The following is a 19,003-nucleotide window of genomic DNA, read 5'->3' on the forward strand; positions in this document are numbered from 1 at the left end:
GCCCCCACCACGGCCACGCGCGGCCCCAGCGGGGCGCCCCTCCGGCGCTCGCGGAGCGGGGCCGGGGGAGGAGTCCCGTCTCCCCGGCAGGACGGAGCCGCGCCCCGGCCCGTCAGGGGAGCCGCGCCACGACCAGGCCCGCGTCGTCCCGGCGGACCGCCGCCTGGTTGAAGATCTGCCCCGCCACCGTCAACGGCGCCATGGTGAACAACCCCGGGAAGTCCCCCGGCTCCCACCGCGACGTCAATCCGTCCGAGTGCAGCAGCAGCGTCCCGTCCACGCCCGCCATGATGTCGTCGAACACGCGCAGCCTCGGCAGCTGGTGCCCCACGATCCCCGGTGCGGAGCCGAGCGAGCGCCGCCGCCCCTCGCCGATCACGTACGCGCTGATGTTCCCCGCACCGCAGAACCGCACCCGCCGCGTCGCGAGATCGAGCTTCGCGACGCCCACCGCCGCGCCCCGTCCGCCGCGCAGCGCCCCGTGCAGCACCCGCAGCACCTCGTCGGGCTCCCGGGCCGTGCTGCTCAGGAACGCCTCCACGGCGAGTTCCCCGGCGCGCGCCGCGAGCGGCCCGTGCCCCAGCCCGTCGCACATCATCACGAGGACGGCGCCGGGCCCGTCGCCGGTCGCGGCCACCGGCCGCGCCGCCCACGCGTCCCCGCACACGATCTCGCCGCTGATCGGCCGCGTCAGCCCCGCGACGAGCGGTTCCGGCCGGTGCGGTCCCCCCTCCCGGTCCGGCCAGAACCGCGCCGTGACCACCGTCCCGCGCTCGGGCAGCGAGTGGATGCCGAAGCCGTCCGCCAGCCGCCCGATCGTGCCGAGCCCCACGCCGAGCGTCCCCGCCGACGACGCCCCGTCCCGCAGCGAGTACGCGACGTCGGACATCCCGGGGCCGCTGTCGAGCGCGAGGAATTCGAGGGCGGCCTCATCGGGGGTACGGACCAGCCGCAGCAGCAGCGAACCGTCCCCCGCGTGCCGCTGGAGGTTCGTCGCCGCCTCGGTCACCGCGAGCGCGACCTCCGAGGTGCGCCGCGCCCCGAAACCGAGCCGGTGGCACAGCTGCGCCGCCGCGCTGCGCGCCGCCGCCGGCAAGGCGACATCCACGCGCAGCCACGCGACGTCCTCGGCGCGCGGCATGTCGTACGCGCCGACCTGCCACCCGTTCCGCCCCCGCCCGTCCGGCTCCTCTAGCGTGCCCACTTCGTCACCGTCACCGTCGTTCCTTCGCCCACCGAGGTGTCGAGGTCGAAGTCGTCGACGAGCCGCCGCGAGCCGCTCAGGCCGAGGCCCATGCCGTCCCCCGAGGTCCAGCCGTCCGTGAGGGCGAGGTCCGGCTCGGGAATCCCGGGCCCCTCGTCGCGGAACACGAGCCGCACCCCTTCGTGCCCGCCCGCGCTGACCCGGCTCGCGAGCAGTTCGCCGCCGCCCGCGTGGACGAGTGTGTTGCGGGCGAGTTCGCTCGCCGCGGTCACCAGTTTCGTCTGCTCGACCAGGGAGAGCCCGCTCTCCTGCGCGAGGGCACGCACCAGCTGACGCGCCTTCACCACGTCGTTGTTGGTGGCGATCGTCATCGTCTGCGCCGGCGCGGGTGCCGGCTGAGGGCTCGTCATCCGCGTTCCGGAGCCGTACGTCCCGCGCGGCGCAGCACGCGCAGCCCCTGCTCCAGGTCGAGCGCGGTGCGCACGCCGCCGAGCGAGAGCCCCAGTTCGACGAGTGTCATCGCGACGGCCGGGCGCATCCCGACGACGACCGTCTCCGCGTCGAGCACACGCGAGACGGCGGCCGTCGTGGCGAGCATCCGCCCCACGAAAGAGTCGACGATCTCCAGCGCCGAGATGTCGATGACGACGCCGCGTGCCCCCGTGCGGACGATCTCCTCCGAGAGGTCCTCCTGGAGGTCGAGGACGCTCTGGTCGTCCAGCTCGACCTGGATGGGCACGAGGAGCGTTCCGCCGATCCGCAGGATCGGGACGCGTTCGCTCACAGCAACCCTCCCGGCACGACCGAGCCGTCCGCCTCGTGGTCCGCCTTGATGCGGCGCAGGGCGTGCGCGAGCGCGTCCGCGAGCGAGGACTTCGTCACGATGTCGCCGAACTCGATGCCGAGCCCGACGATGGTCTGCGCGATCTGCGGCCTGATCCCGGAGATCGTGCACTCGGCCCCCATGAGGCGCGCCGCCACGACCGTCTTCAGCAGGTGCTGGGCGACCTGCGTGTCCACGGCCGAGACCCCGGTGATGTCGATGATCGCCTGGGTCGAGTTGTGGTCGATGAGCGCCTGCAGCAGCTTCTCCATGACGACCTGGGTACGGGCCGAGTCGAGCGTCCCGACGAGCGGCACCGCGATCACGCCGTCCCACACCTTCACGACCGGCGTGGACAGTTCGAGCAACTGCTCGGCCTGCGCCGTGATGATCGCCTCACGCGTCGTGGCGTGCGCCTCGACGGTGAAGAGCCCGAGGCTGTCCACGAGCCGCGAGAAGTCGAGGAACGCGGCCATGTCGGCGCGCGAACCCGACAGCTCCGGCTGCACGATCTCCTTGAACAGGAAGACGCCGAGCGCGGTCTCGGTGGGCGTGAAGCCCTGCCTGGCCCGGTTGCGCGACAGCTCCACGAGCAGCCCGCGCACCTCCGTGTAGGGCTCGGCCCGGTGGTCGAGCGAGCCTCCGCGCAGCGCCCCGAGCACGGCCGCGTACAGCTCGCGCAGCTCCTGCCCCACCTCGGGCGCGCTCACCCGGCCCTGGAGCGGGGGCAGCGCCCGCTCCACCCACGCCGCGGTGAGCCGCTCCTGCTCCGCGGCCAGCACCTCCGCCAGCCTCTCCACACTCCCGGCAGTCGCCATCGGCTCCGTTCCTCCTCGGGCGTCACGGGTACGGGGACCAGGCCCCGGCTGAGTCACCGACCCTACGCCGCCCCGCCTCGGCGGCGGGAAACACCCTGATCATTGTTGTGCGGCAAATATCGCATGCGTGCCGAGCGGCCGGAAGGGCACCCGGCTCCACACAGCGGAACCGCGGTGGGCGGTTCCCCGGGAGTGGGGAGAGGACATGACGGACGGCAACCTGTGGAACTACAGCCCCGAGGTCACCAACTACGCGGACGCCGAGATCGTCGGCTACAAGGTCGAGGCCCGCGACGGTCACATCGGGGAGGTCGACAAGCACTCGACGGACGTCGACAGCCAGTACATCGTCGTGGACACCGGCGTCTGGATCTTCGGCAAGGAGGTCCTCCTCCCGGCCGGCACCCTCACGGGCATCGACCACGAGAACAAGACGGTGACGGTCAGCCGCACCAAGGACGAGATCAAGTCGGCCCCGGAGTTCGACAAGGACAAGCACCTCGCCGACCCCGGCTACCGCACCGAGATCGGTACCCACTACGGGCGCGGCGGGGCGGCGTGACGATCCTCACCCCTCACCTCCCCGGCCCGGACCACCGCAGTCCGGGCCGGGGCGCGCGTGCCCCCGGCACCCGCTGACCGGCACGGGGGCGGGGCAGGCGGGCCCGGCGGGGGCTGACGCGGCCGATCAGCGGCTAGACCGCGCCCGGTCGCCGCCCTCCCCGCTCGCCCGGCCGCCACCGCTCGCTCGACGGCGGGGCAGGGGACACACCCTTCGCCAGGCCGCCACCCCTCACACCGGCTCCTCGTCGGACCACTGGTCGAGAAGGGCGTCGACATCCTGCTCCCCGGCCTCCTGGCCCCCGTCCGTCAGGAACTGCTCGGTCCAGATCACCTTGCCGCGGTTCAGGTAGCGGGTGCCCCAGCGGTCGGCGAACTGCGCGACCAGGAAGAGCCCGCGCCCGCCCTCGTCACTGCTCTTCGCCCGCCGCAGGTGGGGCGCCGTGCTGTTGCTGTCGCTGACCTCGCAGATGAGCCCCGACACGTCGTGGAGCAGCCGCAGCCGCGCCGGCGGGGCGCCGTAGCGGATCGCGTTGGTGACCAGCTCACTGGTGATCAGCCCGGTCGTGTACGCGAGGTCCCCGAGACCCCACTCGTCGAGCCGCGCCAGCACCTCGACGCGCAGGCGCGAGACGGCCGCCGGGTCCGGCGGGATGTCCCACTCCGCGATCCGCTCGGAGGGCATCCGGCGGGTACGCGTCACGAGCAGCGCCACGTCGTCGCCCGGCTCCCGCACGAGCAGGCGCTCCATGACGGCGCCGCACGTCTCCTCGGGACCGCGCCCCGGCACGGCGAGCGTGTCGCGCAGCAGGGCGAGACCGGTGACGATGTCGCGCTCCCTGTCCTTGACGAGCCCGTCCGTGAAGAGCACGAACAGGCTGTCGGGGGGCAGGGTCAGTTCCGTCTTCTCGACGGGCAGCCCGCTGCCGAGACCCAGCGGCGGCGAACCCGGGATCTCCGGGTACGTGGCCACCCCGTCCGGGGTCACGAGCGCGGGGCCGGGGTGCCCGGCCCGCGCGACCGCGCACACCCCGGAGACCTGGTCGTAGACCGCGTAAAGGCAGGTGGCGCCGGTGACGGGGGGATCGTCGCCGCCGGACGACTCGGCGTTCTCCTCGTCCTCGTCCATCCGGGCCACCAGCTCGTCGAGATGGGCGAGCAGCTCGTCAGGGGCGAGATCGAGCGAGGAGAAGTTGTGCACGGCGGTACGCAGCCGCCCCATCGTCGCCGCCGCGTGCACCCCGTGCCCCACCACGTCCCCGACGACCAGCGCGAAGCGGGCCCCCGAGAGCGGGATGACATCGAACCAGTCCCCGCCCACCCCGGCCTTCGTGGGCAGGTACCGGTACGCCACCTCCAGCCCCGAGAGCTCCGGCAGCGCCCGGGGCAGCAGGCTGCGCTGGAGCGTCACGGCCATCGCGTGCTCGCGCGTGAACCGGCGCGCGTTGTCGACGGCGACGGCCGCGCGGGCGGCCAGCTCCTCCGCGAACGAGACGTCCTCGTCCTGGTACGGGGCCTGCTCCGAGCGCCAGAAGTCCACCATGCCCAGCACGACGCCCCGGGCCCGCAGCGGCACCGACAGGAGCGAGTGGATGCCGAAGTCCACGACCTCCTGGGCACGCTCCGGAGGGTGCGTGGTCCACGCGGCCGAGTCCGTGAGATCGGTGCACAGCTGCGCGCGGCCCGTCAGGACGGCGTCCGCGACGGGACTGCCGGGCAGGAAGTCGAAGACCTCCCCGGCCGGGAGGAGCGGGTGGTCGTCCCGGACGCCCCGGACCGTGACCCGGCGCATCTCGGTGCCCGCGAGCGTCGGCTCCTCGCCGCGCAGCACCGGTTCGAGGAGTTCCACGCTCACGTAGTCGGCGAAGCGCGGCACGGCGACCTCGGCCAGTTCCTCGGTCGTGCGCACGGTGTCGAGCGTCGTCCCGATCCGCACGCTCGCGTCGAACAGGAGCTGGAGGCGGCCGCGCGCGAAAGCGGCCCGGTTCGCCAGTTCGCGCAGCTCCGTCGTGTCGCGCAGCGTGGCCACCGAGCCCTGCCGCCCCCTGCCGTCCTCGCTCACCGGCCGCTGGTTGATGGCGACGAGCCGGTCGCCGACCGCGCGCATCTCGTCGTTGGCCGCGTGCCCGGAGGCGAGGAGCGAGGCGATGTCCGGCGCCATGCCCACCTCGTGCACGTCCCGGTCCGTCACCTCCTCCTCGTCCAGGCCCAGCAGCCGCCGCGCCTCGTCGTTGACGAGCAGCAGCCGCCCGTCGGGGCCGACGATGACGACGCCTTCGCGCACGGCGTGCAGCACCGCGTCGTGGTGCTCGTACATCCGCGTCATGCCCCCGGGGCCGAGCCCGTGCGTCTGCGCGCGCAGGCGCCGGCTCACCAGCGCGGTGGCCACGACGGCGAGGGCGAGCGCCACCGCGAACAGCCCGCCGAGGAGGGGGAGCTGTCCCATGACGACCCGGTTCACGCTGTGCAGCTTGATGCCCACCGAGACGAAGCCGACGATCCGCCGCCCGTCGAGGACCGGGCTCGTCGTTTCGACGGTCTCGCCGTAGCGGGGGCTGTCGAAGATCTCCTGGAACGGCTTGCCCGAGCGCGCCCGCGCGAAATCCCCCGAGAAGTGCTTGCCGATGAGCGAGGGATCGGGGTGGCTCCAGCGGATGCCGTCCGGGCTGAAGGCGACGACGAACGTGACGTTCGCCCTGGCGCGCACGGCCTGGGAACTCGGCTGGAGGACCGCGCTCGGGTCGCGCGAGCGCATCGCGGCGACGGTGCCCGGCGCGTGCGCGAAGGTCTCGGAGACGGCCAGCGAACGGTCGTAGGCCGCACGCGTCGCCCGGTAGTCCGCCTCGTGCACGTACACGGCGCCCATCATCAGGGCGAGCGCGACGATCACGAGCAGCTGGAGGACGAAGACCTGACCGGCGAGGCTGTGCGGGCTGCGCGGGAACAGAGCCCGCGCCCGCCGGAGGAGACCTGTCGCGCGCATGGACCAGTTGTAGCGCCCCCGAGCGTGCCCACCCGCGACGGCGCTCCGCAGGCACCCCTCACCGGAGTGCTCCCGGAGCATCCAGGGGGCGGAGAAGCACGAGAAAGCATTGCTCAAGCGCCCGCCCTGCGGGAGCCGGGCCGAAGGGCTCGCCCCCTGCCCGGCCTGCCCACCAGGGGCCCGCGTGGCGCGTCCGCCCGTGCCTCCCCGCAGGCCGCCCGCTCAGCGGCGGCGGGCGACGAGCGCGGTCCCGGCGATGACGCATCCGATGGCCAGCACCTTGCCCGCCCCGTAGTAGCGGGCCCAGTCCTCATCGGCCGAGTCCCCGCGCAGGACCGGCCACACGAGCAGCCCCGCCCCGATCACGGCGAGAACCACCCCACCGGCCACCCGGAGACCGGCCCACCACGGAGCCCCGCCCGGAGCAGCCGATGCCGCCCCTTCGCCTCGCTCACGGTCACTCACAGCGCGTCCTCCCCTGCCACCAAGATCGTCGGAGAAGAGGACGCCCCCGCACCACCGAGGAGTTCCCCTCTTCGCGTCTCGCCCCCGGACGGCGCCGCGAGACGCGAACGCGCTGATCAAGTCCCGTTCCCTCAGCACTCGATGATGTTCACCGCGAGCCCGCCGCGCGCCGTCTCCTTGTACTTGACGGACATGTCGGCGCCCGTGTCGCGCATCGTCTTGATGACCTTGTCGAGGGAGACGAGGTGGCTGCCGTCGCCGCGCAGGGCCATGCGGGCGGCCGTGACGGCCTTCGCGGCTGCCATGCCGTTGCGCTCGATGCAGGGGATCTGGACGAGACCGCCGACGGGGTCGCAGGTCAGGCCCAGGTTGTGCTCCATGCCGATCTCGGCCGCGTTCTCGACCTGCTCGGGGCTGCCCCCCAGCACCTCGGCGAGCGCCCCGGCGGCCATCGAGCACGCCGAGCCCACCTCGCCCTGGCAGCCGACCTCGGCCCCCGAGATCGACGCGTTCTCCTTGAAGAGCATCCCGACCGCGCCCGCCGCGAGCAGGAAGCGCACGACGCCGTCCTCGTCGGCGCCCGGTACGAAGTTCGTGTAGTAGTGCAGGACCGCCGGGATGATGCCCGCCGCGCCGTTCGTCGGCGCCGTCACGACGCGACCGCCCGCCGCGTTCTCCTCGTTCACCGCCATCGCGTAGAGCGTGATCCACTCCATCGCGCGGGCGAGCGGGTCCCCCTCGGCGCGCAGCTGGCGCGCCGAGGACGCCGCCCTGCGGCGGACCTTCAGGCCGCCGGGGAGGATGCCCTCGCGCGACATGCCGCGCGCCACGCAGTCCCGCATGACCCGCCAGATCTCGAGGAGACCGGCCCTGATCTCCTCCTCGGTGCGCCACGCCTTCTCGTTCTCCAGCATGAGCGCCGGGATCGAGAGGCCCGTCTCGCGGGTGAGGCGCAGCAACTCGTCGCCCGTGCGGAAGGGGTACTTCAGCACGGTGTCGTCGAGCTTGATGCGGTCCTCGCCGACCGCGTCCTCGTCCACGACGAAACCGCCGCCGACCGAGTAGTACGTCTTCTCCAGGAGCAGCGCGCCCGCCTCGTCGTACGCGAAGACCTTCATGCCGTTCGCGTGGTACGGCAGCGCCTCGCGGCGGTGCAGCAGCAGGTCCTCGTCGTAGTCGAAGGGGATCTCGTGCACCCCGAGCACCGCGATCCGCCCGCCCGTGCGGATCTCCTCCACCCGCTCGTCGGCGTGCTCGACGTCGACCGTACGGGGCGAGGCGCCCTCCAGGCCGAGCAGCACCGCCTTCGGGGTGCCGTGCCCGTGCCCGGTGGCACCGAGCGAGCCGAACAGCTCGGCGCGCACCCGCGCGGTCGGCACGAGCAGCCCCTCGTTCTTGAGCCGGCTGGCGAACATGCGCGCCGCCCGCATGGGGCCCACCGTGTGCGAGCTGGAGGGGCCGATGCCGATGGAGAACAGGTCGAAGACCGAGATGGCCACGGGACACTCCTCAAAAGACGGACGTCGTCGTCCGTCCGGGAACGGGGGACGTGCGGGAGAACGGGGAAGGGCGGAAGGGAACGGCGGAGGTGGGGGCGCGCGGCCCGTCCCGCGCGCCGGGGGTCTCCCCCCAGTGTGCGGGACGGGCCGGAAAGCGGCACGAAAGGCCCGTACCCGGCGTACCGGAACCCGTACGGGCCGGGGAGCGAGCCCCCGGGAACCGTGCCGGGACTCAGGCGCCCAGCGCCGGGTACAGCGGGTGCTTGTCGGTGAGCGCCGTCACCCGGGCACGCAGCGCCGCCGCGTCGTAGCCCGGCTTGAGGGCCTCGGCGATGATGTCGGCGACCTCGGTGAAGTCCGCCGCGCCGAAACCGCGCGTCGCGAGCGCCGGGGTCCCGATGCGCAGGCCCGAGGTGACCATCGGCGGCCGCGGGTCGTTCGGGACCGCGTTGCGGTTGACGGTGATGCCGACCTCGTGGAGACGGTCCTCGGCCTGCTGGCCGTCCAGCTCCGAGTGGCGCAGGTCGACGAGGACGAGGTGCACGTCCGTACCGCCGGAGAGGACCGAGACGCCGTGCTCGGCGACATCGGCCGCGACGAGGCGCTCCGCGAGGATGCGCGCGCCCTCCAGGGTCCGCGCCTGGCGGTCCTTGAAGTCCTCCGAGGCCGCGACCTTGAAGGCCACCGCCTTGCCCGCGATCACGTGCTCCAGCGGGCCGCCCTGCTGACCGGGGAAGACCGCCGAGTTGATCTTCTTCGCCAGCTCGGCCGTGGACAGGATCACGCCACCGCGCGGGCCGCCGAGCGTCTTGTGCGTCGTCGTCGTGACGACGTGCGCGTGCGGCACCGGCGAGGGGTGCAGACCGGCGGCGACGAGCCCGGCGAAGTGCGCCATGTCGACCATGAGGTACGCGCCGACCTCGTCCGCGATCCGGCGGAACGCGGCGAAGTCGAGCTGACGCGGGTACGCCGACCAGCCGGCCACGATGAGCTTCGGCCGCGCCTCCCGGGCCAGCTTCTCGACCTGATCCATGTCGACCCGGCCGGTCTCCTCGTCCACGTGGTACGCGACGACGTCGTAGAGCTTGCCGGAGAAGTTGATCTTCATGCCGTGGGTCAGGTGACCGCCGTGGGCCAGGTTCAGGCCCATGATCGTGTCGCCCGGCTTGAGCAGCGCGAACATCGCGGCGGCGTTCGCCTGCGCGCCCGAGTGGGGCTGGACATTGGCGTGCTCGGCGCCGAAGAGCGCCTTGACCCGGTCGATCGCGAGCTGCTCGACCACGTCGACGTGCTCGCAGCCGCCGTAGTAGCGGCGCCCCGGGTAGCCCTCGGCGTACTTGTTGGTGAGGACCGAGCCCTGCGCCTCCATGACGGCGACGGGGGCGAAGTTCTCGGAGGCGATCATCTCCAGCGTCGACTGCTGGCGGTGCAGCTCGGCGTCGACCGCCGAGGCCACCTCGGGGTCGAGTTCGTGAAGCGGGGTGTTGAGGAGCGAAGACAAGAGTTCAGTCCCTATCGTGCGTCGTCTCGTACGTCGTCCGTGCGCCGTCAGTCGTCGGAGCCCGCGAAGGCCGCGTACTCCTCGGCGCTCAGCAGGTCGCCGGGCTCCTCGCTGACGCGCACCTTGAAGAGCCAGCCGCCCTCGAAGGGGGCCGAGTTGACGAGCGAGGGGTCCTCGACGACATCAGGGTTGACCTCGGTGACCTCACCGTTGACGGGCGAGTACAGATCGCTCACCGACTTCGTCGACTCCAGCTCGCCGCAGGTCTCGCCGGCCGCGACGCTGTCACCGACCTCGGGGAGCTGCGCGTAGACGACGTCACCGAGCTGACCGGCGGCGTACGCCGTGATGCCGACGGTCGAGACACCGTCCTCGGCGGCCGACAGCCACTCGTGCTCTTTGCTGTACCGCAGGTTCGTGGGGTTGCTCATGGCCTGAATTCTCCTGTACGCGGGGGAGTGGTGGGAAAAGGGGGTGCGGAGGGACGGGGCGGGGAGGCGCCGGGGCCGGAGTGGGTCGCACGGGCGGCGCGCGCTCCCGTCACGCTTCTGGCACGGGCCGGGCGGACCCGGCGGACCGAGAGCCGCACGCGCGGCGGACCCGGGGGCCGCACGCGCGCGGCGGGACCGGCGACCCGCGGCGCTACTTCTGCCGCTTGTAGAAGGGCAGCGCCACGACCTCGTACGGCTCGTGCTTGCCCCGGATGTCGACGCCGACGCCCTCCGTGCCCGGCGCGGCGTGCGCGGCGTCCACGTAGGCCATCGCGATCGGCTTGCCGAGGGTCGGGGACGGGGCACCCGAGGTGACCTCGCCGACGACCTGCCCGTCCGCCACGACCGCGTACCCGGCGCGCGGCACCCGGCGCCCCGTCGCGATCAGCCCGACGAGCTTGCGCGGCGGGGTGCTCGCGGCCTTCTCCGCCGCGGCCTCCAGCGCCTCACGGCCGACGAAACGACCCTCGTTCGACGTCTTCTCGAACTTGACGACGCGCCCGAGACCCGCGTCGAACGGCGTGAGCGACGTGCTCAGCTCGTGCCCGTACAGCGGCATCCCGGCCTCCAGGCGCAGCGTGTCGCGGCAGGCGAGCCCGCACGGCACCATCCCGGACCCGGTCCCGGCGGCGAAGAGCGCGCCCCACAGCTTCGGCGCGTCGGCGGGCGCGCAGAACAGCTCGAAACCGTCCTCGCCCGTGTAGCCGGTGCGCGCGATCATGACCTCGACACCGCCGACGGAACCCGGCAGGCCCGCGTAGTACTTGAGCCCGTCGAGGTCCGCGTCGGTGATCTTCGCGAGGACGCCCGCCGCCGCCGGACCCTGCACGGCGAGGAGCGCGTACGCGTCCCTGTCGTCGCGCACCTCGGCGTCGAAACCGGCCGCGCGCTCGCGCAGCGCGTCCAGGACGGTCTGCGCGTTGGAGGCGTTGGCGACGACGAGGTAGGTGTCGGCGGCGGTGCGGTAGACGATGAGGTCGTCCAGGATGCCGCCGTCCTCGCGGCAGATCATCGTGTAACGGGCCCGGCCCTCCTTCACGGAGCCGATGTTGCCGACGAGCGCGAAGTCGAGCAGATCGACGGCCTGCGGGCCCGTGACGGTGATCTCGCCCATGTGGGAGAGGTCGAAGAGCCCGGCGCGCTCGCGCACCGCCGTGTGCTCCTCGCGCTCGCTGCCGTAGCGCAGCGGCATGTCCCAGCCCGCGAAGTCGGTCATCGTCGCGCCGAGCGCGCGGTGCGCGGCGTCGAGCGCGGTCTTGCGGAGGGGGGCGGTGTCTGGCGTGTCGCTCATGCGGTCGGCTCCCAGAAACGAGACGGGCGAGGTGGTTCCTCCCCATCTGTCATCGGGACCTGAGAGGTTCGCCATGACCCGCGCGCGGCGGGCGGACTTGCACCGTGGGTGGGACCGGTCGCCCGGCCCGCTTTTCAGATGTGCCTCGCCCGCGCGGTATCGGGGCCTGAGAGATTCAAGGGAGGGACTTGCTCCTTCGGCGCCCCGGAGCGGCTGTGCGGCTCCCGGGACTCTCCCGCGCGGATTCAAGCGGCCGTTATGAGGTTGTCCAGCCGACGGGCCGAAGGCTGCCGGGCTGGGGAGCAGCGGTGGATCGCCGCCATCATCGCACGCCGCCCCGGGCGACAGAAGGGGCATCCCGCCGCCCGTCCGCGAGGTAGGTCACTCCGGGGTTCCCGCACCCCCGCGCTGGGCATTTTCCCGGTGGTCCGCATTACCTTCTCTTTACTCTGGAGAGCGTGCGGCGGGCGGACCGCCGGCACGCGGGGAGGAAGCGCGATGCGGCAGCAGACCGGCACGGAGCGTGGCGACGCGGGAGAGCACCCGGGGGCGGCGGTGTGCCCGGGGGTGGGGGAGCGGGGGAGCGGTGGTACGGGCGGGTCGGGGGGACAGGGGGGTGCGGCCGTGCCCGGCCGGGCGGGGGGCTGCTCCGGTACAGCGGGAGTGGACGCGTACGTCGCGGACGGGCCCGCGCGCCGGGCCGCGCCCCTCGTCCTGGACCTGCGCCACGGTGCCCCGTACACCGCCCGGCGGCTGCGGTTCGGCGAGGGCGACCTGGTGGCCGTCTCCGGGCTTCCCGGAAGTGGCAAGTCGACGCTCCTCGCCCGCCACGCGGCCGCCCGCGTCCTCGACTCGCAGGACACCCGCGAACGCTGGGCGGCCCGGCTGCCCACCCTGCCCTACGCCCTGTACCGGCCGCTCGTCAGGCTCGACCACTACCGCGTCCTGCTGCGCGCCGCGCTCACCACGCGCCAGAGCCTCCTCGTGCACGACTGCGGGACGCTGCCTTTCGTCCGGGCCCTGCTCGCCCTCGCCGCGCGACGCCGCGGCACCCGCTTCCACCTGCTCTTCCTCGACGTCTCCCCGCCCCTCGCCCGCGCCGGGCAGCGCGCACGGGGACGCGAGGTGAGCCGCTACGCCTTCGCCCGCCACCGCAGGGCCGCGAGCAGACTGCGCGCCCGCGCCGCCCGCGGGCTGCTCCCGCGCGGCTGCGCCCGCCTCGTCCTCCTCGACCGCGAGGCCGCGGCGCGACTGGCCGGCCTCGACTTCGTACCCCCGGCGGGCCCCCGAGCCGTACCGCCCGCCGCACCGCCCACGGCGCCCCCCGCGCTGCCGGGACCGCGTCCCGCGGCCGGCGGCTGAGCGGCGCCGATCCCGGGCCGCCTGTCGGCGCCGCGCGCTACAGTGCGCCCGCAAGCAGCGAACGACAGCGGCCCCGCGTACCGCGGCGGCCCTGGGAACGACAGCGGGTCAGGCACCCGCCGGCACAGGGTGGGAAGAGGATGAACGTTCCGGCACAGACGACGGCCGAGACCGCGCCGTACGGCGGATGGCCGGGCAACGAGCTGGAGCAGGTGCTCGTCGCCTCGCTCGGCGTGCCGGGCGCGGGCGGGCGCATCGTCGAGACGCTCGGGCGCGCCACTATATGGGTGCCGCTGCCCAAGGGCGGCGGCCCCGAGAGCATGGCGCTCGACCTCCCGGCGGTCGAGCTGGACGGTCAGGCGTACGTGGCCGTGTTCAGCTCGCAGCAGCAACTGCTCGGCGTCATGGGCACGTACACGCCCTTCGCCGAAGTGCCCGCGATCGACTTCGCGCGCGGACTGCCCGCGCAACTCGGCATCCTTCTCAACCCCGAGGGCACCGTCACCGTGCCCCTGCCCCCGCCCGCCGTCGCCGAACTGTGCCGCGCGGGACGCACGGTGCTCGACGGGCCCGGCGGCGGCGGCCGGGTGCGGTTGCGCGAACCGGACTGGCAGGTGGACCCGGTGGACTTCTTGAGCGCCGCTGCCGAGGAGTTCGCCGCGACGGGGCTCGTCCGCACCGCCCGCCGCTGCCTCGCCGAGGTCGAGGACCAGCCGCCCTCCCTCTTCGTGGGCGTGGAGCTGAGCGACCCGGCGGGCGGTGAGGCGGTGCTCGACGCGCTCGGGCGCGCGCTCGGCCGCGTCCCCGTCGCCTGGCCGGTCAACCTCATCCTCCTCGACGTGGCCCAGGACCCGGTCGCCGACTGGCTGCGGGCGCGGGTACGCCCCTTCCACCAGGCCGCCGGGTACTGAGCGGGCTGGGTCCGCGCGCGGACCGGTCGGCGGGCCGGACTGGTTTGATGGGAGGTCGCGCGGGGCTCCGGTGCGGGGTTCGCGGGGCGTCGGCGCAGAGCTGCGCGGGCTTTCGGCGCGGGGTCGCGCGGGGTTTCCGCGCGGGGCTTCGGCACGAGGTCGCGCGCGGCGCGGCACTGCGCTCCGGGACAGGGGCCAGTACGGTGGGTCGGTCGATTCACGACGAAGGGGCGGTCACAGGTGAGTGCGTCGGGCACGGCGGCCGGGGGCGAGCTCCCGGGCCGCACGCGGCCGGGGACGGGGGAGCACCTCGAAGAGACGTTGCGGCAGGTCGTACCGGGCCGCTTCGACTCCTACGAGGCGCTGTTGCACGCCCTCGCCACGAGCAGCGTCCACATGCTGCTCTTCTCCGGCACCCCGGGCTCGCCCGAGGCGCGCTACGGCTCCATGGAGGTGGCCGGGCACTCCTACGCCCCCTGTGTCACCTCGCCCGGCGAACTCGCGGCGAGCGGCTGGAGCCGCGCGCAGGTCCTGGAGCGTGGCGAGGCGGTGGCAGCCGCCCTCTACCCCTCGCGCCGGGGCCTGTGGATCAACCCGCACGCGCCCGGCGGCGGCATCGGCATCCCCTGGGCGGACCTGCGCCGCGTCGCGCTCGGCCCCGCGACGCAGCCGGCCGGACCGCTGCGGCTCGCCGAACCGACCATCGAGCTGCCCCAGTTCTACGCGCTCCTCGCCCAGCAGGCGCACCGCACGACCGTCGTCCGCGGCCTGCACCGCGCCTGGGTCCAGCCGACCGCGGGCCTGCCGTGCCTCGCCATCGGCCTCGACCTCTACGAGGAGGGCCCGCAGTCCGTCGAGGCCGCGCACACGATGCTCCGCCTCTCCTCGACGGCCCTGCCCGAGGACCTCACGGCCATGGCGGTCTCGCTCAAGGACCCGCACGACCCGCTCGCCCAATGGCTCCGCGAGCGGACCCGCCCGTTCTACACCCGGGAAGCGCACGCGCCGGGGCAGGGGGCGGGACAGATCCCGGGGCAGCTTCCCGGCCAGGGGGCGGCGGGGCAGGGCCTTGGGCAGGAGCAGGGGTACGGGTATCCGACGCCGTATGCGGGGCCGCAGGGCTGAAGGGGCGGGGGCGGGGGCGGGGCGACGGTGGCGGATCTGGGGCGACCTCACACCTCCGGCTCCACCCACAAGGACCTCACGCTCCAGGGCCCCACGCCCCGGGTCCCGTATTCCAGGACCGCTCCAGGGCCGCTCCGGGGCCCCGCACCTTCGGCCCCACGCCTCGGGCGCCACATCCCTTGGACCGCACACTGCAGGCCCTCACGTTTCAGGGCCCCCGCGCCCCGGTCCCCACACCCGGGCCGTACACGTTCCGCCCCGGCCCCCGCACTCTGAGGCCCCACGCCTCGGCCCCCGCAACCACCCCCGGGCCCCACGCCGCGGCCCCTGCAACACCCCAAGCCCCTGCCCCAGGGCCCACGCCCCAGGGCCCACACGCCGTCCCCACGCCCCACCAACAGCCCTGCGGACAGCCCCCTCCCTCCCGGGGGGCGACCCCAATACCATCCTCCCCCACCCCCCACCCCGCCCTGCCCCCACCGCGGAAATCTGTGGACAACTCCGCACTTCCCCTCCATCGCCTCACTCCTCCGAGTGAGGCGATGTCGCGTGGCGGCTGTTTATCCACAGCTCGCCCCACCGCGACCCCGAAAGCGCCCCCGGGGTGGTATTGCCTGCCTCTGCCTCCGTCGCACCTCAAGTGCGCCCCACTGACCCTCTGCACCCCCATGCCCACCTGTCACCCCATGTGCGGTCCTTTGTCGCCCCACTTGGCGGGCGCCGCGCTCAACTCGTCCAGCATGTGGACGAGTTGCGGGGTGCCCTGAGTCTATTTCGCAGTGATGTCCGACATTGACGCAGGTGGTGCATCGGTGCGCTTTGCCGGTCATCGAACGAAGTAACTGCCCAGTGTTCGGGTTGCGTTGACCGCTTCGCGGATAACGGTGAAACCGAATACGGATCACGGTTGCGCAACCTTTGGCCGGAGGGTCTGGTCGCCGCGCATGGGCGGGATGAAGACTTCCGTGCTCAGGGACGGACCGTTCCTGAGTACAACTGTTCGACAGGCCGCTTCGGGCGGCAAGTGTGGGCCGGCCACCGCCGGTTGAGAGGGGTCGCTGGCACGATGACGGCACCACTGCATGAGCCGGCGGAGATGGCACCCTCGGCCGCCGATCTCAAGGCCGGCATGCCCAAGGAGAAAGTGCAGGGCCGGTCTCTCGGGAGAATCGCCTGGGAGCGCCTCAAGCGGGACAAACTCGCCCTGAGCGGCGGGGTGATCGTCGCCGTCCTGGTCCTCGTGGCGGTCTTCGCGCCGCTCGTCGCGCACCTCTACGGCCAGGACCCGGACTCGTACCACGAGAGCCTCATCGACCCGCTGTTCTCGACCCCCAAGGGCTCGCTCGGCGGCGTGAGCGGCGACCACTGGCTCGGTGTCGAACCGGTCAACGGCCGCGACATCTTCGCGCGCATCCTCTACGGCGCGCGGATCTCGCTCCTCGTCGGTTTCCTCTCGGCCCTCGTCGCCGTCGCCCTCGGCACCGTCCTCGGTGTCCTCGCCGGCTACTTCGGCGGCTGGGTCGACGCGGTCATCAGCCGGGTGATGGACGCGCTGCTCTCGTTCCCGCAGCTTCTCTTCATCATCGCGCTGGTCTCGGTCATGCCCAACAACATGCTGGGGATGTCCGGCACGAGCGTCCGCGTCTTCGTGATGATCCTCGTCATCGGCTTCTTCGGCTGGCCCAACGTCGGCCGCGTCGTGCGCGCCCAGACGCTGAGCCTGCGCGAGCGGGAGTACGTCGAGGCCGCGACGAGCCTCGGCGCGGGCAAGGGCCACATCATCTTCAAGGAACTGATGCCCAACCTCGTGGCGCCGATCATCGTCTACACGACGATGATGATCCCCACGAACATCCTCAACGAAGCCGCGCTCAGCTTCCTCGGGGTCGGCGTGAAGCCGCCGTCGTCCTCCTGGGGGCAGATGCTCTCCAGCGCGCTGAGCTACTACGAGACCGACCCGATGTACATGGTCGTGCCCGGTGTGGCGATCTTCGTGACCGTCCTCTCCTTCAATCTCCTCGGCGACGGCGTGCGGGACGCGCTGGACCCCCGGGGCTCCCGCTAATCGCCCAATCCCCGACGGCTCCCGCGTCCGCGGGACGTCAATGACACGGAGGAACCCAGATCGTGAAGACCCACTCGACCGGGCGGCGCAAGCAGGCCCTCGCGGCAACCGCGGCGATCGCGGCGCTGCTGTCCGTCGCCGCCTGCGGCGGAGGCGACTCCGACGACGGCAACGGTGGCGGTGGCGGTGCCAAGGCGGCCGGTTTCGACGCGGCCAACAACAAGGTCGCCAACGCGTCCGCCAAGAAGGGCGGCACCCTCAAGTTCGCGTCCGTGCAGGACGCCGACTCCTGGGACACCACGCGTGGTTACTACGGCATGGCGTGGAACTTCATGCGCTACTACAGCCGTCAGCTGATGACCAGCGCGCCCGAGCCGGGCGCCAAGGGCAGCGAGGTGGTCCCCGACCTCGCCAAGGAGAAGGCCGAGATCTCCTCGGACGGCAAGACCTACACGTACCACCTGCGCGAGGGCATCACGTGGGAGGACGGCAAGCCGATCACCTCCCAGGACATCAAGTACGGCATCGAGCGCCAGTGGGCCCAGGACGTCCTCTCCGGCGGCCCCGTCTACATCAAGAACGTGCTCGACCCGGACGGCAAGTACAAGGGCCCCTACAAGGACACGTCCAAGGAGGGCCTGAAGGCCATCCAGACGCCGGACGACAAGACCATCGTCTTCAAGCTCCCGAAGCGGAACTCCGACTTCGAGGAAATGCTCGCGATGACCTCGTCCTCGCCGGTGCGCAAGGACAAGGACACCAAGTCCAAGTACGGACTGCACCCCTTCTCCTCGGGCCCGTACAAGTTCCAGTCGTACAAGCCCGCGAAGTCGCTGACGCTGGTGCGCAACACCGAGTGGAAGCAGGCCTCGGACCCGGTCCGCAAGGCGCTCCCGGACAAGATCACGATCACGTTCTTCACCAACGCGGACGACATGGACAACCGTCTGCTCAACGGTGAGTTCGACCTCGACCTGAACCAGACGGGTCTCTCCCCGCAGGGCCGCACCAAGGCCCTCAGGGAGCACAAGAACAACGTCGACAACCCCGTCTCGGGCTACATCCGTTACGCGGTCTTCCCGCAGACCGTGAAGCCCTTCGACAACATCCACTGCCGCAAGGCGGTTCTCTACGGCGCCGACCACAAGTCGCTCCAGACGGCGCGCGGCGGCCCGCAGGCCGGTGGCGACATCGGCACGAACATGCTGCCGCCGTCCGTCCCCGGCTCCGAGGGCCAGAAGTACGACCCGTACGGCATGGCCGCCAACGACGGCGCGCCGAACACCGCCAAGGCCAAGGAAGAGCTGAAGGCCTGCGGCAAGCCGAACGGCTTCAAGACCACCATCGCGGTGCGCAACAACAAGCCGGTCGAGGTCGCCACCGCCACCTCGCTCCAGGCCTCGCTGAAGAAGATCGGCATCCAGGCCGACATCGACCAGTACGACGGCGCGCAGACCGCGGGCATCATCGGTAACCCGAAGGTCGTCAAGTCCAAGAACTACGGCATCATCATCATGGGCTGGGGCCCCGACTTCCCGTCGGTCCAGGGCTACGGCCAGCCGCTGTGGGACTCGCGCTTCACGCTGGACAACGGCAACAACAACTACGCCATGATCGACGACAAGGCGATCAACGGCGACTTCGACAAGTTCAACAACGAGCTGGACAAGGCGAAGAAGGAGAAGATCGCCACCGACATCAACCACAGGGTGATGGAGGGGGCTTACTACCTCCCGTTCGTCTTCGAGAAGTTCATCAACTTCCGCTCCTCGCGGCTGGCCAACGTCTACAGCACGAACGCTTTCTCGGGCATGTACGACTTCGTCAACCTGGGCGTCAAGTAACACCACGACCGTCGGCACACCCGCCGTACTGCACGAAAGGCAGGTGAAGGCCACGACGGC

16 protein-coding genes and 1 riboswitch are annotated in these 19,003 nt (G+C 72.3%); of the genes, 6 read left to right on the top strand and 10 right to left on the bottom strand.

Annotated features, from left to right (window positions below; all coding sequences use genetic code 11):
- Positions 1 to 112 precede the first annotated feature (112 nt).
- From IF99_RS0107860 to IF99_RS0107875, 4 genes are read right to left on the bottom strand one after another with little or no spacing between them, the layout of a single operon-like run.
- Complete coding sequence (locus IF99_RS0107860) at positions 113 to 1,204, bottom strand: ATP-binding SpoIIE family protein phosphatase (protein ID WP_030995630.1); 1,092 nt, start codon at positions 1,202 to 1,204, stop codon at positions 113 to 115.
- Positions 1,192 to 1,614 carry an anti-sigma regulatory factor gene (locus IF99_RS0107865; protein WP_030995631.1) on the bottom strand — a complete coding sequence of 141 codons (423 nt, stop codon included), beginning with the start codon at positions 1,612 to 1,614 and terminating at the stop codon, positions 1,192 to 1,194. The genes IF99_RS0107860 and IF99_RS0107865 overlap by 13 nt, the downstream gene beginning before the upstream one ends.
- A complete protein-coding gene (locus IF99_RS0107870; protein ID WP_030995632.1) occupies positions 1,611 to 1,988 on the bottom strand; it encodes an STAS domain-containing protein in 378 nt (125 codons plus the stop codon). Before IF99_RS0107870 ends, IF99_RS0107865 begins: the two co-directional genes overlap by 4 nt.
- The gene (locus IF99_RS0107875) at positions 1,985 to 2,845 is read right to left on the bottom strand and encodes an STAS domain-containing protein (protein WP_030995633.1); all 861 of its coding nucleotides are present in this window, start codon (positions 2,843 to 2,845) and stop codon (positions 1,985 to 1,987) included. The genes IF99_RS0107870 and IF99_RS0107875 overlap by 4 nt, the downstream gene beginning before the upstream one ends.
- A gap of 205 nt (positions 2,846 to 3,050) precedes the next feature.
- On the opposite strand from IF99_RS0107875, the gene IF99_RS0107880 reads away from it, so the two are divergent.
- Positions 3,051 to 3,407 carry a hypothetical protein gene (locus IF99_RS0107880; protein ID WP_030995634.1) on the top strand — a complete coding sequence of 119 codons (357 nt, stop codon included), beginning with the start codon at positions 3,051 to 3,053 and terminating at the stop codon, positions 3,405 to 3,407.
- A gap of 231 nt (positions 3,408 to 3,638) precedes the next feature.
- On the opposite strand, the gene IF99_RS0107885 is transcribed toward IF99_RS0107880, so the two are convergent.
- From IF99_RS0107885 to gcvT, 6 genes are all read right to left on the bottom strand, one after another.
- Positions 3,639 to 6,389 (bottom strand): SpoIIE family protein phosphatase, encoded by a 2,751-nt coding sequence (locus IF99_RS0107885; protein ID WP_030995635.1) that lies wholly within the window; start codon positions 6,387 to 6,389, stop codon positions 3,639 to 3,641.
- Positions 6,390 to 6,611: 222 nt separating this feature from the next.
- On the bottom strand, positions 6,612 to 6,767 hold the full coding sequence (locus IF99_RS34755; RefSeq protein ID WP_234340622.1) for a hypothetical protein: 156 nt from the start codon (positions 6,765 to 6,767) through the stop codon (positions 6,612 to 6,614).
- Between the two features lie 218 nt (positions 6,768 to 6,985).
- The gene (locus IF99_RS0107895) at positions 6,986 to 8,353 is read right to left on the bottom strand and encodes an L-serine ammonia-lyase (protein ID WP_030995637.1); all 1,368 of its coding nucleotides are present in this window, start codon (positions 8,351 to 8,353) and stop codon (positions 6,986 to 6,988) included.
- Positions 8,354 to 8,585: 232 nt separating this feature from the next.
- On the bottom strand, positions 8,586 to 9,854 hold the full coding sequence (glyA, locus tag IF99_RS0107900; protein ID WP_030995638.1) for a serine hydroxymethyltransferase: 1,269 nt from the start codon (positions 9,852 to 9,854) through the stop codon (positions 8,586 to 8,588).
- Between the two features lie 47 nt (positions 9,855 to 9,901).
- Entirely contained in the window at positions 9,902 to 10,285 is a 384-nt protein-coding gene (gene gcvH, locus IF99_RS0107905; protein ID WP_030995639.1) for a glycine cleavage system protein GcvH, read from the bottom strand.
- 211 nt (positions 10,286 to 10,496) lie between these two features.
- Positions 10,497 to 11,636: a glycine cleavage system aminomethyltransferase GcvT gene (gene gcvT / locus IF99_RS0107910; protein WP_030995640.1), complete on the bottom strand. Its 1,140-nt coding sequence runs from the start codon at positions 11,634 to 11,636 to the stop codon at positions 10,497 to 10,499.
- 144 nt (positions 11,637 to 11,780) lie between these two features.
- A riboswitch (glycine riboswitch) is annotated at positions 11,781 to 11,884 on the bottom strand.
- Positions 11,885 to 12,134: 250 nt separating this feature from the next.
- On the opposite strand from gcvT, the gene IF99_RS30625 reads away from it, so the two are divergent.
- From IF99_RS30625 to IF99_RS0107935, 5 genes are all read left to right on the top strand, one after another.
- Positions 12,135 to 12,998 (top strand): AAA family ATPase, encoded by an 864-nt coding sequence (locus tag IF99_RS30625; protein WP_107048945.1) that lies wholly within the window; start codon positions 12,135 to 12,137, stop codon positions 12,996 to 12,998.
- Between the two features lie 140 nt (positions 12,999 to 13,138).
- Complete coding sequence (locus IF99_RS0107920; RefSeq protein ID WP_030995642.1) at positions 13,139 to 13,909, top strand: enhanced serine sensitivity protein SseB; 771 nt, start codon at positions 13,139 to 13,141, stop codon at positions 13,907 to 13,909.
- A 240-nt stretch (positions 13,910 to 14,149) separates the two neighbouring features.
- The gene (locus tag IF99_RS0107925) at positions 14,150 to 15,034 is read left to right on the top strand and encodes an enhanced serine sensitivity protein SseB C-terminal domain-containing protein (RefSeq protein WP_030995643.1); all 885 of its coding nucleotides are present in this window, start codon (positions 14,150 to 14,152) and stop codon (positions 15,032 to 15,034) included.
- 1,066 nt (positions 15,035 to 16,100) lie between these two features.
- Positions 16,101 to 17,099, top strand: a complete 999-nt coding sequence (locus IF99_RS0107930; RefSeq protein WP_030995644.1) for an ABC transporter permease — start codon at positions 16,101 to 16,103, stop codon at positions 17,097 to 17,099.
- Positions 17,100 to 17,161: 62 nt separating this feature from the next.
- Positions 17,162 to 18,943: an ABC transporter substrate-binding protein gene (locus tag IF99_RS0107935; protein ID WP_030995645.1), complete on the top strand. Its 1,782-nt coding sequence runs from the start codon at positions 17,162 to 17,164 to the stop codon at positions 18,941 to 18,943.
- Positions 18,944 to 19,003: the final 60 nt, after the last annotated feature.

Origin of the sequence: Streptomyces sp. NRRL F-5630 (assembly GCF_000719475.1) — a bacterium.
In the GTDB taxonomy this organism is placed as follows: domain Bacteria; phylum Actinomycetota; class Actinomycetes; order Streptomycetales; family Streptomycetaceae; genus Streptomyces.